General features: G+C 52.7%; 12 protein-coding genes. 7 read left to right on the top strand and 5 right to left on the bottom strand.

What is annotated here, in order from left to right:
• Positions 1-54: 54 nt before the first annotated feature.
• The 5 genes from L9P87_RS05830 to gatC all read right to left on the bottom strand — a co-directional run bounded on the left by L9P87_RS05830 (position 55) and on the right by gatC (position 5,925).
• A complete protein-coding gene (locus L9P87_RS05830; RefSeq protein ID WP_237443734.1) occupies positions 55-1,890 on the bottom strand; it encodes a DEAD/DEAH box helicase in 1,836 nt (611 codons plus the stop codon).
• Between the two features lie 366 nt (positions 1,891-2,256).
• Positions 2,257-2,550, bottom strand: a complete 294-nt coding sequence (locus L9P87_RS05825) for a PA4642 family protein (protein WP_237443733.1) — start codon at positions 2,548-2,550, stop codon at positions 2,257-2,259.
• Positions 2,551-2,625: 75 nt separating this feature from the next.
• Positions 2,626-4,074, bottom strand: a complete 1,449-nt coding sequence (gatB, locus tag L9P87_RS05820) for an Asp-tRNA(Asn)/Glu-tRNA(Gln) amidotransferase subunit GatB (RefSeq protein ID WP_237443732.1) — start codon at positions 4,072-4,074, stop codon at positions 2,626-2,628.
• Between the two features lie 9 nt (positions 4,075-4,083).
• Complete coding sequence (gatA, locus tag L9P87_RS05815; RefSeq protein WP_237443731.1) at positions 4,084-5,541, bottom strand: Asp-tRNA(Asn)/Glu-tRNA(Gln) amidotransferase subunit GatA; 1,458 nt, start codon at positions 5,539-5,541, stop codon at positions 4,084-4,086.
• 96 nt (positions 5,542-5,637) lie between these two features.
• Entirely contained in the window at positions 5,638-5,925 is a 288-nt protein-coding gene (gene gatC / locus L9P87_RS05810; protein WP_237443730.1) for an Asp-tRNA(Asn)/Glu-tRNA(Gln) amidotransferase subunit GatC, read from the bottom strand.
• 428 nt (positions 5,926-6,353) lie between these two features.
• Here gatC and L9P87_RS05805 point away from each other — a divergent pair, with 428 nt between their 5' ends.
• The 7 genes from L9P87_RS05805 (at position 6,354) to L9P87_RS05775 (ending at position 16,063) form a co-directional block, all read left to right on the top strand.
• Positions 6,354-7,391, top strand: a complete 1,038-nt coding sequence (locus tag L9P87_RS05805) for a rod shape-determining protein (protein ID WP_237443729.1) — start codon at positions 6,354-6,356, stop codon at positions 7,389-7,391.
• Positions 7,392-7,482: 91 nt separating this feature from the next.
• Positions 7,483-8,343: a rod shape-determining protein MreC gene (gene mreC, locus L9P87_RS05800; RefSeq protein ID WP_290368495.1), complete on the top strand. Its 861-nt coding sequence runs from the start codon at positions 7,483-7,485 to the stop codon at positions 8,341-8,343.
• Positions 8,340-8,822 (top strand): rod shape-determining protein MreD, encoded by a 483-nt coding sequence (mreD, locus tag L9P87_RS05795; RefSeq protein WP_237443728.1) that lies wholly within the window; start codon positions 8,340-8,342, stop codon positions 8,820-8,822. The genes mreC and mreD overlap by 4 nt, the downstream gene beginning before the upstream one ends.
• Positions 8,822-9,415, top strand: coding sequence for a Maf family protein (locus L9P87_RS05790; protein WP_237443727.1), 594 nt, complete (start codon positions 8,822-8,824; stop codon positions 9,413-9,415). Before mreD ends, L9P87_RS05790 begins: the two co-directional genes overlap by 1 nt.
• Before the next feature lie 72 nt (positions 9,416-9,487).
• Positions 9,488-10,993 (top strand): ribonuclease G, encoded by a 1,506-nt coding sequence (gene rng / locus L9P87_RS05785; RefSeq protein WP_237443726.1) that lies wholly within the window; start codon positions 9,488-9,490, stop codon positions 10,991-10,993.
• 29 nt (positions 10,994-11,022) lie between these two features.
• Positions 11,023-15,285, top strand: a complete 4,263-nt coding sequence (locus L9P87_RS05780; RefSeq protein ID WP_237443725.1) for a YhdP family protein — start codon at positions 11,023-11,025, stop codon at positions 15,283-15,285.
• Complete coding sequence (locus tag L9P87_RS05775) at positions 15,236-16,063, top strand: carbon-nitrogen hydrolase family protein (protein ID WP_237443724.1); 828 nt, start codon at positions 15,236-15,238, stop codon at positions 16,061-16,063. The genes L9P87_RS05780 and L9P87_RS05775 overlap by 50 nt, the downstream gene beginning before the upstream one ends.
• Positions 16,064-16,295 lie beyond the last annotated feature (232 nt).

The raw sequence follows: 16,295 nt of genomic DNA, 5'->3' as shown, positions 1-16,295 counted from the left end.
CAAAAAAAAGAGGCCAAGGCCTCTTTTTTTATCGCTGCGTTAAGTGCTAAGCACTTAGTCGCGCTTCTTCGGCTTGAAGGTTTTTTTGTCGCCAGTACGTGGTGACTTCTTCTTTGGTTTGCGTTTCTTCGGCTCATCGCTGAACTTAGAATGATTGCTGCCTTCGTTCTTGCCCTTCTTTGGCATCGGACGCAGATTGATGCGCTGCTGACAAATCCAGGTCTTCTTCAGCTTGTCGTGGGTCTCCTTCGGCATGCCGTCGGGCAGGTCGATGGTGCTGAACTCGTCGAAGATTTCGATGTTACCGATGAAATCGCTTTCGATACCGGCTTCGTTGGCAATGGCGCCGACGATATTGCCTGGCTTCACACCGTGCTCGTGACCGACTTCGATGCGATAGCGCATCATGTCGACATCGGGGTGACCCTTCAGTGGTATTGCCTCGGCGCTGACCGGACGGTCGTTGCTGCGACGCTCACGTCCGCGGTCGTTGCGTTCACGACGCTCGCCACCGCGCTCGCGGTCACTGCGTGAATCATCACGCTCGCGACGCTCACGTTTTGGCGAGTCGGTTAATAGCAGCGGCTCGTTACCCTGTAATAGCTTGGCCAGGGCGGCGGCAATCTGGATCGAATCGACCTCGGTTTCCTGTTGCATCTCAGAGATCAAGTTCTCGAAGAAGCTGTTGTTGCCGGCGGCCAGCGTGTCGACAATACGCTGTTTGAAACGGCTGACACGGCTGGCGTTGATATCGATGGTGCTTGGCATAGCCATCTGTTCGATGGTCTGCTTGGTGGCGTTTTCGATGGTGCGCAGCATGCGACGCTCGCGTGGCGCGACAAACAAGATGGCGTCGCCAGAGCGACCGGCACGACCGGTACGACCGATACGGTGAACGTAGGCTTCGGTATCGTAGGGAATGTCATAGTTGATGACGTGGCTGATGCGTTCAACATCGAGGCCGCGGGCAACAACATCGGTGGCAACCAGAATATCGACGCCGCCTTTCTTCAGTTTATCGACGGTACGCTCACGCTGGTTTTGGGCGATGTCACCGTTTAGGGCTTCGGCGGCGTGGCCACGGGCCTGTAGTTTTTCGGCCAATTCGACGGTGGCGGTCTTGGTGCGAACGAAGACGATGACGCCGTCGAACTCTTCCGCTTCCAAGATGCGAGTCAGCGCATCGAGTTTCTGGTGCATGCCGCTGGCCATAGTGTAACGCTGGCGAATCGTGGTGGCGGTCTGGGTCTTGGCGGCAATCTTGATTTCGACAGGATCGGTCAGGTGACGCTTGGCAACCTTGCGAACCTCGTTCGGCATGGTGGCAGAGAACAGCGCGATCTGACGGGTGCTTGGGGTGTGCTCAAGAATCCAATCGACGTCGTCGATAAAGCCCATGCGCAACATCTCATCGGCCTCATCTAATACCAGGCTTTTCAGGTTGCCCAGCTTCAGTGTACCGCGACGAATGTGATCCATCACGCGGCCCGGGGTACCAACGACGACGTGAACACCGCGACGAAGATGACGCAGCTGGGTGTCGTAGCTTTGGCCGCCGTAAATAGGCAGTACGTGGAAGCCCTTCATGTGCTTGGCATAGCTTTGGAAGGCTTCAGAAACCTGGATGGCGAGTTCGCGAGTAGGGGCCAGAACCAACAGTTGTGGATCCTTGGACGTGGGGTCCATGCGCGACATCAGCGGCAGGGCGAAGGCGGCGGTCTTACCGGTACCGGTTTGCGCCTGACCAATAATATCGCGACCTTCTAATAGGTGGGGGATACTATCGGCTTGAATAGGGGATGGCGACTCGTAACCGAGTTCGGTAACGGCGCGGACTAGCGGTTCGGCGAGGCCGAGGTTTTTAAAAAGAACAGGAGTCTCTTCAGACATAACTTACAATACCTTGCAGGCATGGCGTGGCTGAACTCGGTTCAGCGGCCAAGTGAAAACAATTAACCTAATTCATGATGTGCGGGCTAAGTGTAGCCCACAGATATCAAAACACGGTCGTGACTAGATTTACGGCCACTGGTGATGAGGTGGCGATGTCCGACCGTGCTATTACAGGCGTTTGCTCTCGATATGCACTACAGACTCAATAAACCGGCGCGCATAGTAAACTTTTATTGGCTCAGAAGATATGGGAATTGACGACTACAGCAAAAAAAGTGCCAAAAACAACATAAATAGGGTGATTTTACTGGGATATCAACATCGGCCTATAACACAGGAGGTTACAGGCCGGGGGCTGAGCGCTTATTGCGCGCCAGCCTGCTTCAGTAGGGCGACGAATTCACCCGACTTGGCGTGTTGCTGGGCAATCGCTAACACAGTTTCGCCCTCGGGGCTGGCGGCGTTGATATCGCGCTTCTGCTCGGCGAAAAAGCCGAGGAAGGTGGCGAAGTTGTCGGCACGCATACCCTGATAGGCCTTCCACAGCATGTGGAAGTCGGTGTTGACACCGGCCGGCGGCAACTGATCTAGAAATTCACGAATTCGACCGTCGGTCCAGACCTCGTCGATAACCTTCTCTTTATCTTTTTTTAACATACTGCACATCCTCTAGCTATTTATTGCTGGGCCAGCACATTGCCGGCCCGAACGATAGGTGTTGCTCAATCAGCGTTAGCTGTTGAGCTTTTTCATTAGAATTTTATTGACCACGCCGGGGTTGGCCTGACCCTTTGAGGCCTTCATAATCTGGCCGACAAAGAAGCCGGTCATCTTTTTCTGCTTCGGTCCTTCGGCGGCCTTAAAGGCGGCGACTTGGTCTGGGTTGTTGGCTAATACCTCGTCGATCATCGCCTCGATGGCGCCTTCATCACTGTTCTGTACCAAGCCCTTGGCCTCGACGTAGCTCTTGGCATCATCGGCTTCCTTAGCCCACAGCGCCTCAAATACCTGCTTGGCAATCTTGCCGGAGATAGTGCCATCTTTAATCAGCGCAATCATGCCGCCTAACTGCTCGGCACTGATTGGGCTGTTGCCAATGGTCATGTCGTCTTTGTTAAGCTGGGCGGCAAATTCACCGAGCAGCCAGTTAGCGGCCAGCTTGGCATCGCCACAGTGTTTGTAGACGGTCTCGAAGAACTCGGCCTGAACACGGTCGGCGCTGATGATGGCGGCGTCGTAGTCTGACAACTTGTAGTCTTCGATGAAGCGGGCCTTACGCTGATCCGGTAGTTCTGGCATACGGGCGCGCAACTCGTCGACGAAGCTGTCGTCGAGTACCACGGGCAGTAGGTCAGGGCAGGGGAAGTAACGGTAGTCGTTGGCTTCTTCCTTGCTTCGCATCGATTTGGCGATGTGTTTGTCGCCGTCGTACAGGCGGGTTTCCTGCACAATTGTGCCACCGTCTTCGAGTACGTCGATTTGGCGAGCCACCTCCTGATGGATGGCACGCTCCATAAAGCGGAACGAGTTGAGGTTTTTGGTCTCAGTACGGGTGCCGAATTCGGCCTGGCCGACCGGGCGAACTGAGATGTTGACGTCGAAGCGCAATGAGCCCTGTGACATATCGCCATCACCGATGCCAATCGAGGTGACAATGGCGTGAATCTTCCGGGCAAAGGCCACAGCCTCCTCGGCGGTATTCATATCGGGTTCAGAGACGATTTCAATCAGCGGCGTACCAGCACGATTGAGATCGATGCCCGACATACCGGGGAACTGATCGTGCAGTGACTTACCGGCATCTTCCTCGAGGTGGGCGTGGTGGATGCGAATATCCTTGGTGCTGCCATCTTCTAGCTCGATGGTCACAATGCCGGCACCGACAATGGGCGCGTCCATCTGGGTCGTCTGATAGCCCTTGGGTGAGTCTGGGTAGAAGTAGTTCTTGCGGTCAAAAGTCGAGCGCTGATTAATGTCAGCGCCGATGGCGAGGCCGAACATGGCGGCGTTGCGTACCGCCTCGATGTTTAAGACCGGCAGTGTGCCCGGCATCGCCAGGTCAACCAAGCTGGCTTGGGTGTTAGGCTCGGCGCCAAAGGCGGTCGAAGAGCCGGAGAATATTTTGGTCTTGGTCGCCAACTGAACGTGGATTTCCAGACCGATAACTGTTTGCCATTGCATAGTAATTTCCTAGTCTAGATCCGCTGCGGTGTGGGTGTGCCAGTCGGTGGCCTGTTGGAACATATGGGCGCAGTTGAGCAGTTTGCTCTCGTCCAAGTAGTTGCCAATAAGCTGTAAACCAACCGGTAAATCATTGACCGTGCCACAGGGGATCGACATGCCAGGAAGGCCGGCCATGTTAACGCCAATGGTAAAAATGTCCTCGGCGTACATGGTGACGGGGTCGCTGCTCTTCTCGCCAATCTTAAAGGCGGGGTTGGGGGCAGTGGGGCTCATGATGACATCGACCTCATTAAAGGCGGCGGTGAAGTCGTCTTTAATGAGGCGGCGGATCTGTTGTGCCTTACGGTAGTAAGCATCATAGAAACCGGCCGACAACACATAGGAGCCGATCAAAATACGACGCTGTACCTCGGCGCCAAAGCCCTCGGCGCGGGAGCGGGTGTAGAGATCTTCGAGGTCGACGGGGTTGTCGCAGCGGTGCCCGTAGCGGACGCCGTCGAAGCGGCTGAGGTTGGTGCTGGCCTCGGCGGGTGCGATAACATAGTACGCTGGGATGGCCAGTTCGGTAGAGCCCAGGCTGATTTCCTTCACCGTGGCGCCAAGTGATTCATACACTTTGATCGCCTGTTGCACGGTGTCGGCGACCTCGGGGTTGAGGCCGGCGGTGTCGAAGTATTCCTTCGGCAGGCCGATACGCAAACCGGTTAACGGCTGGTTGAGGTTGGCGGTATAGTCCTCGGTCGGCACGTCGAGCGAGGTCGAGTCTTTATAGTCGACGCCGGCCATGGCGTTGAGCAGTATCGCCGTATCCTCGGCGGTGCGAGCCATTGGGCCGCCCTGATCGAGGCTGGAGGCGTAGGCAATCATGCCAAAGCGTGAGACACGACCGTAGGTTGGCTTCAAGCCGGTAATGCCACACATTGCCGCTGGCTGGCGAATCGAGCCGCCGGTGTCGGTGCCGGTGGCTGCCGGGGTCAGCAGTGCCGCAACCGCCGCCGCCGAACCACCGGAGGAACCGCCGGGGATGGTACGGGTATCCCAGGGGTTTTTACAGGCGCCGTAATAGCTGTTTTCGTTGCTCGAGCCCATGGCGAACTCGTCCATATTGGTCTTGCCCAGGCTGACCAAACCCTGCTGATTGAACTGCTCGATTACCGTGGCGTTGTACGGTGGCTTGAAGTTGTCGAGCATTTTCGAACCGCAACTGGTGCGCACACCCTCGGTGCAAAAGATGTCTTTGTTGGCGATCGGCACACCGGTTAATGGCTGGGCATTGCCGTTGGCTAGCAAGGTGTCGGCAGCCTTTGCCTGTGCCAAGGCCTGTTCGGCGGTAACAGTAATAAAGCTGTTAAAGCGTTCATCGAGACGGTCGATACGCTGTAAGTAATGCTCGGTGAGTTCGACACTGGAGAATGTTTTATCTCGCAAACCCGCCATGATCTCGGCGACGGTTAGTTTATGCATAATGTTTTGTCTCTAATTAGACGACTGTAAAACAGGGGTGAATACACCGCGGCTAAGATGCTGTGGTTGATTCAATGAAGCCGGCGTATGTCGCCGTTATTCGATAACCTTGGGTACCAGGTACAGGCCCTCTTCAACATTTGGCGCCACGCTCTGGAACTTGTCACGCTGGTTTATCTCGGTAACGTCATCGGCGCGCAAGCGCTGCACGGCGTCTAACGGATTGGCCATTGGTTCAACATCGGAGGTGTCGACGCTTTGCATTTGGTCGATCATCTGCAGAATACTGCCCACTTTTTGAGTGACCTCATCGGCCATTGCGCCATCGAGTTTAATTCTGGATAAGCGGGCAACTTGTTCGATCTCTTGTAAGTCGATTGCCATGTTTGTATCTCCGCTAAAAGTCATTTTTGACCGGTAAAAATGTGACTGAGTTCAGTATTCGCTATTCTAACGTTTGCTAGGGGTGGATGCGAATCGCTGTAAAACTGTCTACCGGTGCTACAAACCGCTAAAGTTAACATATTTGCCGCTTGCTCAAAATCCCCACCGTTGCTAAAGTGGCAGAGATTACAGTTTTAGTTCGTTTTTTTTATCAAAACGCGTTTTTTACCGGCCTTAACAGGTGAATTTCCGGCGGTTGATGAGATTCTGCAGTTTTCAACACCATGTTGATGTTTCGCCTTATTGTTCGCAGTTGGGCAGATTGCACGAATCTCACGCGGTGAGTCAATGCTTGCCGCATGATATCTCCGTTACACCCGGCCTATCGCGTCGATAGCGAACCTTCAAATTTAAGGTAACTACTAGCAATGCTTAAGCGAATTCGTGGTCTATTCTCCAATGATTTGTCGATAGACCTAGGGACGGCGAACACTCTTATTTATGTTCGCGATCAGGGTATCGTACTCGATGAACCTTCGGTGGTTGCCATCCGTAACCATAATGGCCAAAAAACAATCGAAGCCGTCGGTGCTGACGCCAAGCGTATGCTCGGTCGTACACCGGGTAATATCACGGCCATTCGCCCTCTGAAAGACGGTGTTATCGCCGATTTCCAGGTGACTGAAAAAATGCTGCAGCACTTTATTTCCAAAGTGCACGAGAACAGCTTTATGCGTCCCAGCCCTCGAGTATTGATTTGTGTGCCCTGTGAATCGACGCAGGTTGAGCGACGCGCTATTCGTGAATCGGCTCTCAGTGCAGGTGCTCGCGAAGTACGTTTAATAGAAGAACCGATGGCCGCAGCGATTGGTGCAGGTCTGCGTGTTGAAGAGGCAACCGGTTCAATGGTTGTCGATATCGGTGGTGGTACCACCGAAATCGCCATATTGTCCTTGAACGGTGTGGTCTATGCTGAATCCGTTCGTATTGGTGGTGACCGTTTCGACGAGGCCATTGTCTCTCATGTGCGTCGTCACTACGGCAGCCTGATCGGTGATGCCACGGCAGAGCGTATTAAGACCGAAATTGGCTCGGCCTTCGACAGCGGTGATGTGCACGAGATCGATGTCCGTGGTCGTAACTTGGCCGAGGGTATTCCTCGCAGCTTCTCCCTTAATAGCAGCGAAATTCGCGAAGCCCTACAGGACCCGCTAATGGGGATTGTGCAGGCGGTGAAAGGCGCACTCGAGCAGTCGCCACCAGAATTGGCCGCCGATATCGCCGAGACCGGTATTGTGTTGACTGGCGGTGGTGCGCTGCTGCGTAACCTCGACATGCTACTGACCGAAGAGACTGGCCTGCCTGTCGTCGTCGCCGATGATCCGTTGACCTGTGTTGCTCGCGGCGGCGGACGTGCGCTAGAGATTATGGATGTGCACAATCTTGATCTACTCTCTACCGAGTAATCGGTGTTTGGGTAAGATGTTATAGTAGCCGGGGCTGATCAGATGATCGGCCTTTGTTTTATTACCAGATAACTAATGATCGGGGAATGTCATCAAACCGCTATTTGGAAAGACTCCGTCTGTCGGGGCGAAAGTAGTGATATTGGCAATATTGGCCATGGTACTCGTGGCCTTCGATTATCGTACAGAGAAGCTCGGTGTAGCCCGCTATGTGACGTCGGTGATTACCGCGCCGGCCTATTGGTTGACGGATTTACCTGTGCAGCTGTCGCTCTGGACCAATAAACACTCAATGAGTCGCTCTGACTTGATCGAGGAAAACGACGCGCTCAAGGCAGAGGCCTTGGTGTTAAAGGGGCGGGTTTTAAAATTGGCCTCTCTGGCGGCGGAAAATGTGCGTCTGCGTGAGCTGCTTAACTCCTCGGCCTTATTGCGTAGCGATGTGGTTGTCGCTGAAATTATCGGCGTACTGCCGAATCCCCAGGCGCAGCAAGTAATTATCAATAAGGGCTCTGAGGACGGTGTCTACATTGGGCAGCCGGTGTTGGAGGCTAACGGAGTGATTGGCCAAATCGTCAGTGTCAGCCTCAAAACCAGCCGACTGTTGTTGATTACCGATGCCAGTCACGCGGTGCCGGTTCAGGTGAATCGTAACGGTGTTCGCTCGATTGCCGACGGCGTTGGTCTTACCGACGAGTTGCAATTGCACCATGTGGCGGCGACAACGGATATCCAAAATGGCGATTTATTGGTCAGCTCTGGCCTCGGTGGTCGTTTTCCCGAAGGCTATCCGGTGGCTCGCGTCAGCTCTGTTATCCACAATCCGGGCTTGCCGTTTTTGATTGTTCGCGCCATTCCAACCGCTCAGCTCGATCGTACCCGCCATGTCTTGCTGGTCTTTCATCGCGACAACAGCGGTGACTTGACCACAGCAACCCAGGCTGCGCAATGATAGAGGCACAGGGGCGGTGGGTGATTTACGGTAGTTTTGCCATCGCATTTTTGCTGGCGGTGGTGCCGATGCCGCACTGGCTGGTGTTCGCTCGCCCCGAGTGGCTGGTGATGTTTTTAATTTACTGGGTGATGGCGCTGCCGCATCGTGTCGGTGTTGGCACGGCCTTTATACTGGGTTTGTTGCTCGATGGCCTGCGCGGTGAAATCATGGGGCAAAATGCGCTGGCCCTGGTGGTGGTCAGTTATATTTGTCTCAATGTATACCAGCGTATGCGAAATTTCTCGCTGTGGCAGCAGGCTATGTTGGTCTTTATCTTGGTGGGGTTGTCGGCGATGATTGGCCGATGGGTGCAGAGTTTTGGCAGCAGTCACCCACCCTCGCTACACTTCTTAATATCGGCATTTTGCAGTGCGATTATCTGGCCATGGTTTATGGTTTTTATGCGCGCTACTCGCCGTCGTTTTAGGGTCACTTAATGGCTACTGATTTTGCTATTTACCTCGCCTCAGCCTCGCCACGTCGCGCCGAACTTTTGCAACAGGCCGGAGTGAGCTTCGAGCGCGTGGTGGCCGATATCGATGAGACGCCGCTGGACAGTGAGAGTCCGAGAGATTATGTCGAGCGACTAGCTCTGGCCAAGGCGGTGGCGGTTCAATCTTTGATTGCCAGCAGTGGCCGGCCGATGAGACCGGTATTGGGCTCTGACACCTGTGTTGTCATCGATGGACAGATTTTGGGCAAGCCCGTTGATCAGGCCGATGCCACGGCGATGCTGACGAGGCTGTCGTCGTCACAACACCAGGTGATGACCAGTGTTGCCGTCGTCGACCATCGGCAACAGCAGGCATTGGTCAGTATTACCGACGTTACATTCCGGGCAATCAGTGCGTCGGAGATTTCCGCCTATTGGCACAGTGGCGAGCCGGCGGATAAGGCCGGCAGTTATGGTATTCAGGGTAAGGGTGGTCTATTTGTTGAGCACCTCAGTGGCAGTTATACCGGTGTCGTCGGCCTACCACTGGCAGAAACAGAATTTTTACTGCAGCAGTTTGGCCTCTCTTGCTGGTAGTATAGTGATTATAAAGCCATAAAAAGACGGTGTTTTTTCTCCCGTCAACAATATTACAGGTGGTAACAGCGTATGAGTGAAGAGATTCTAATCAATGTAACCCCGTCCGAGACGCGGGCGGCTGTGATCGAAAATGGTGTGTTGCAAGAGGTCTATATCGAGCGTACCAGCAGCCGCGGCATTGTCGGTAATATTTACTGTGGCAAGGTCGTCAGAGTGCTGCCCGGCATGCAGGCAGCCTTTGTTGATATTGGTTTGGAAAAAGCCAGTTTTATTCACGCCAGTGATATCGTCGGTCGCAGTGAGAAACTCAGTGCCGCTGACAAGGGCGAGGAGCTCAACATTCGCGATTTAGTCCACGATGGTCAGCGTCTCTATGTCCAAGTGGTGAAAGACCCGTTGGGCACCAAGGGGGCGCGGGTGACGACACAGTTGTCGGTCTCCTCCCGTTATTTGGTCTATATGCCACAGAGTGATCATATAGGTATCTCACAGCGCATCGACGATGTCGACGAGCGCAACCGCCTAAAAGAGCTGGTCAATGCCGGTATCGCGGTCGTAGACAGCGAGTCAGGTCAGGTAGAGAGTGACAACAAAAGCGGTGGCGGCTTTATTGTCCGCACCGTGGCTGAAGGTATCGGTGAGGCGGAGATATTAGCGGATATTCAATTCCTCAAGCGACTGTGGCAAACCCTCGAACGCAAGATGCCGGAGACTAAGGCATCCAAACCCGTATACGAGGATTTGCCGCTGGCGATTCGTGTGTTGCGTGACATGGTGCGCTCCGAGGTTGAGCGTATCCGTATCGACTCGACTGAGACTTTTCAGAAGGCGGCGGAATTTTGCCACGATTTCGTCCCCGATATTCTCAATAAAATTGAGCACTACCGCGGTGAGCGACCGATCTTCGATCTCTACAGTGTCGAATCGGAGATTCAAAAAGGCTTGGAGCGCAAGGTATCGCTAAAATCTGGCGGTTACTTGATTATCGATCAAACCGAGGCGCTGACCACCATCGACGTCAATACCGGAGCCTTTGTCGGTCATCGTAATCTTGAAGAAACGATTTTTAAAACCAACCTAGAGGCGGCTGCCTGTTTGGCACGCCAACTGCGAGTGCGTAATCTCGGTGGTATGATTATTATCGATTTCATCGATATGAAGGATGAGGAGCACCGTCGGCAGTTATTACGCACACTGAATAAGGTGCTGGACAAGGATCACGCGAAGACGGCAATATCGACGGTTTCAGAGCTGGGTCTGGTGCAGATGACCCGCAAGCGTACCCGAGAAAGTTTGGAACATGTGCTATGTGTTAGCTGTCCTGCCTGCCATGGCCGCGGCGCATTGAAATCAGCCGAAACGGTCTGCTATGAAATATTCCGAGAGATACTGCGCGAGGCAAGGGCCTACGACAAGAGTGACTTTTTGGTGCTGGCTGAGCAGTCGGTAATCGATCGCCTACTCGATGAGGATGCTGACAGCGTCGCTGATTTGGCTGAGTTTATTGATGCTTCTATTCGCTTCCAGGTGGAAGCGATGTACAACCAGGAACAGTTTGATGTTGTGTTGCTGTAACGCTCACTCTGCGGTAAGAAAATAGATCGATGGTTAAACGCGTTATAAAGCCAACCTATCACACGGCAAAGTACCTGCTCCTGGTGTCGATTGTCCTCGTAGCCGCCTATGTCAGTTTAGGGCGATACTACCTGCCTAAGTTAACGGATTATCGACAGTACATTGTTGGGCAGGTGGAGCAACAAACCGGCTTGCAGGTCAGTATTGAAGGCCTCTCAGGCGAGTGGCAGTTGCTGTCGCCGGGGATACGGGTAGAAGGGTTTAAGCTCTTTGGCGGCAGCGCCGAAAGCAGTGAAGAGGTTGCCGTCAGCGTTGAATTATTGTCGGTGCAGTTTGATGCGCTGGCATCACTGGCCCATGCGCAACCGATTTTTAAGACCTTGGTGTTATCCGGTGCTGAGATTAATCTGCAGCAGCGCGATAATGGCAGCTGGGGGTTAACGGGGTATGCAGAGCAGAAATCAGACAAGCCACCAAAGCCGGGTTCATCGACCAATGATAAATTCCGCGCCTTCCGCGAACTGATCGATGAGTCGCGTCGTATTATTATTGAAAACAGCGATGTGGTGTTAACGGCTAATAATGGCCAGCGTGTCGTGGTCGGTGCACTGAATGTTAAATTGTTGCAGTCACAAGATTCCCTCGCGGGCTCCGTTTGGCTGGATGCCCCCTCGGGGAAAATTCCGCTGCAGGGGCGGATTGAAGGTGATGGCGATTTATTCTCCTCTAACTTAAAGCTGATTTCCTCGCTGCAACTAGACTCGGCTCAGCTGGCCTATTTTCAGCCGATTGCCCCCAACTACATCCCCAATTCCATCATTGCCGATGGGCGGGTTAACATTGGCTATGATGCCAACGCCGGCTTGGTCATCGACAGCGATTTGAATTTTTATCAGCTCGATATTAATAACTTTATTGACCATCAACTGGAAGAAATCAAACAGTTGTCTGGCAAAATTGCCGTTGGTTACAGCGAGGAAAGTGGGCTTGAGGTTTATGGTCAGGACCTTCGCCTAGATTGGTATAGTGTGCTGGATATTGAAAAAACCAGTGTTGTCTATCAACCGGGGCAGGCTGTTAACGGGGCGGTTTCGCGGCTGGATTTAGCGGCCTTAACCAACAATTTATTACGTTCGGGTATGCTGCCAGCAAAGGGACAGCAGGCGTTGGCCACATTGCTCCCCGGCGGTTTCTTGAATAACCTTCACTGGCGTTTTGATAACAGCAAGCCGCTGGCTGAAAAGCTACGGTTACAGGCTGAACTTGAGGCTGTCAATGTACTGCCTTGGAAGGGCGCACCGGGTGGCAAGTTTGTCAGTGGTTATCTCGAAGCCGGTATTTTGTCAGGCTGGGTAGATCTTGATAGCACCGATGTTGCGCTAACCTTTCCCTCGGTTTACAAGCATGACCTGGTGTTTGACCAAGCCCGTGGGCGGGTGGACTGGCATGTGGGCGAACGTGTCACGGTCAATAGTAGCCCGTTGTTTATTGAGGCGGATTTTGGCACGGCAGTGGCGCAGCTTGATTTGGATATTGCCAAAGTGCCATCGGATCCATTGCCCTCGACAATGTCGTTGATGGTAGGGCTCAAAGGCAGTGCAGCTAAGTATCGCAATGACTTTCTGCCTTACACCCTGCCCAAATCACTCTTGGCGTGGCTGGATGACAGTATTCATCGTGGCAATGTCAGCGAGGCTGGTTTTATCTTTCACGGGGGGCTAAAAGGTGGCACCGCCAAAAGTATTCAACTGGGCTTAGATATTGATCAGGGTAATATTCATTTTGACCCTGCATGGCCTGAGCTGACGGCACTATCGGGACGACTCTATGTAAATAACCGCGTGACGACAGTGTTTGCCTCCGGTGCAGATATGCTGGGAGCCTACCTGCCGTCAACGACGGTAGTGGTTGACGGCAGTACTAAATCGTTAGGGTTGTCAGTGAAATCCAGTATCGAGGCCAATGATGCTCAGAGCGTCATTTCGATGTTCGAACAGACGCCGTTGGCGGCGATGACAGGGAATATGTTTCAGGGTTGGCAGGCGTCAGGGCAGGTGACCGCTGCGCTTGATCTGGCCATGCCGCTGGTGAAAACAAGGGGAGTGCAGGTGGCGCCCTATATTGATGTTGTTGCCGATCTCAACAACAGTAACTTTGCCATTGCAGACTTTGGCCTGGGCTTTCAGCAGTTAACTGGTAGATTGAGTTATAACTCTGTCAGGGGATTGAGCAGCGACCGTTTATCGGGTTTGTTTTGGGGTAAGCCGATCCATTTTGCGATAAATACAGAAACAGAAACAGAAATAGAAAATAATATCCGCTATCAAAATTATAATATTGAGGGCCGTGGCCTGGTAGATGCAGAGCGGTTGTATCAGTGGACACAGCAGCCGGTGATTCGCTTTCTTGAGGGGGAAAGCGAATTTGAAGCCGATATTGTTATTGCCCCAGGCCCTGGCCGTCAACGACAGAGCGAGTTGTTGGTGCGCACTGACTTGCAGGGTATGACGGTTGATTTGCCTCAACCCTACAATAAGCAGGTGGACGAGCCCTGGCCATTATCTATAACGTTGCCCATCGCCTCGAAAAAGCAGTTGGCGGTGTTTAAAATCGACAATATGGCCGAGCTGCAAATGGATTTTAACAATCGGAAAATGCAGCGAGCAAAGCTCAATCTAGGTAGCGACTGGCAGCCAATGGAGCACAAGAAAGGCCTGCTTATAAGTGGCCACTTACCAACGTTGTTAGTTGATCCGTGGCTGGCGACGTTAAATAAATATCAGCAATTTGATACTGAATTGATTGCATATCAGCGCCAACAAGCTGCGCTGGAAGCAATGATGCCGGGCTTAACCATCAGTCAATTATTAACCGTTGAGCCACTGCAATCCAGTGTCGCGCCCAAGACCGCACGGGTTGATCAAGCGGCGGCAGATAAACCCTCAGCTACTCACGCAGCAACAACAGATGAGGCGATTGAAAGCAATGGCGAGGAATTGGCGCTGACGTCAGTGGCGGATGCTGATATTGGCGTCGTCGTCGAAAACCTCAGTGTTGGCCAGGTGCTGTTTTTTGGTCAAAACCTAAACAACAGTGCCCTGAGTATCGTCAATACAGATCAGGGCTGGCGGATAGCCATCGAAAACCCAAAGCTGACAGGCTCTATGCTGTTACTTCGCGATTCAGAGCGGTTAAAAATCGATGTTGATCATATGATTTACCCCTTTGAGGCAGCGGAGGCTGTATCGGCGCCGGTACAGGCTGCGCCAGGTTCATCCGTTGCCGGAGAGCAGGAGGCGTTGCCAGTCGTCGCCGAGGTTGAGCCCCTCGATGCGCTCAAACACATTGAACCTTGGAGCTATCCGCCAATGGACTTTAGCATCGAGGAGCTTACGCTCTATGGTGAGTCCTATGGTGGCTGGAGATTTGATTCCAAGCCACAGGGGCAGGGTGTATTTATTGAAAATATTGAGGGTCAAATTCGGGGTGTCGATGTTGGTCCAATAGCGGGGCGCGACAGTGCCAATCTGTTATGGCAAGTCGATGGTCAACAGCACTCGACCTCGGTGGAGGCGCTGTTGACTATGGGGGATATCGGTAAGGTACTGCAGGCCTTTGATCTCCCCGAGGCGGTAAACAGCAAGTCAGCCTCTTTTATCACCCGCTTATCCTGGCGGGGTACGCCTGCCGATATTGATATTAAAAACCTGCAGGGTGATGTGGTGTTAAAGCTGGACAAGGGCCAGTTTAAACAGACCGCCGGCTCCGCCGCTGAGGCATTGAAGATCTTTGGTGTATTGAATTTTGCCAACCTGGTGCGACGATTGCAGTTAGATTTCTCAGACCTATATAGCAAGGGGTTGAGTTATGACCAGGTCACCGGCGATGTCGCCTTTGAGCAGGGTGTTATGCAGATTGCAACGCCGTTGCAGGTCAAGGGACCGTCCAGTGATTTCAAATTGACAGGGCTGTTTGATTTAAATGAGGAACTGGTCGATGGAGAACTGGTAGTCACCCTGCCCATTACCACCAATCTCCCTTGGGTAATCGCCTTGGCGGGCGGCCTGCCAACGGCGGCTGGTGTTTTTGTCGCCAGTAAAGTCTTTGAAACACAGTTTAATAAGATATCCAGCGCGGTGTATTCGATCAAAGGCAGTTGGGCAGATCCACAATTAAAGTTTGAACGCTTCTTTGATGTCAGTGACAAAAAAGGCTTATTTGATTTTGACTTTGGAGGGGATGATGAAGACGACGTTAACAGTGGCAGCACTGCAGATGACCAGCGTCAATGACGTTGATATTAATCTAGCCACCATAGAAAAAATGTTAGGTGAAGGTGAGGCTTCGTTTGAGCTGCTGATACTGCCTGAGATGTTCAGTTTTTTTGGCGGTCAGTTGGACGCGTTGTCAGACACAGACTTGGCCAAGGTCAAAACCGCCATTGTTCGCTGGGCAAGAGCGTATAATGTTTGGATTGTGGCCGGTTCGATTCCGCACTATGCAGAGGGAGACAGCCGGCCATATTCCCGGTGTTGGATCGTCGATAGCCACGGATCTGATGTCGATTATTACGATAAGATTCACCTGTTCGATGCCGACGTTGCCGATCAGTCGAAGCAATATCGCGAATCAGACAGCTACCGGGCTGGTGATCGCTGTGTGGTGGTGCCAACGCCCTGGGGCAGACTGGGCGTTATGATTTGTTATGATCTGCGGTTTCCAGAGTTGACGCGGCTGATGTTTCAGCAGCAGGTAGACATTATTGCCATACCCTCGGCGTTTACCGCCGTGACGGGCCAGGCCCATTGGCAACCACTGTTGCAGGCCCGTGCTATTGAAAACAGCTGTTTTATTGTGGCGGCGAATCAAACTGGTTGTCATGACGACAAGCGTGAGACCTGGGGGCATAGCATGGTGATTAACCCCTGGGGAGAAATCGTCGCTGATGGTGTTGAAAATTCTGGCCTAATTGTTCAAACGTTAGATTTAACAGCGATAAAAAACTGTCGTCAGAGAATGCCAACAGGGCAGCATCAACGGATTTTTGTGTCGGATAAAATAACTAAGTAGTTGTTTTATAATTAGATCTAACGGCCGAGATGCGCTGTGGCTGGGCTGTTAAATTATTTTTGACTTTTCGTTACACTCTACTAATATGTTAGATATCACCCCGATATATATGGTGTAAGCGACGGAATCGCTGTTGACCAGTATTGCCACTTTTTAGGCAGTCGTTCAGTAACGGAAGACCGTATAAGGATGTACTAGGGCTCGGCAGTTAGCGAGTAATTCAGGGGAGCCG

This window comes from Sinobacterium norvegicum (assembly GCF_923077115.1).
Lineage (GTDB): Bacteria > Pseudomonadota > Gammaproteobacteria > Pseudomonadales > Sinobacteriaceae > Sinobacterium > Sinobacterium norvegicum.
Note: the sequence above shows the minus strand (reverse complement) of the source record. Positions and strands in the feature narration are given on the sequence as shown.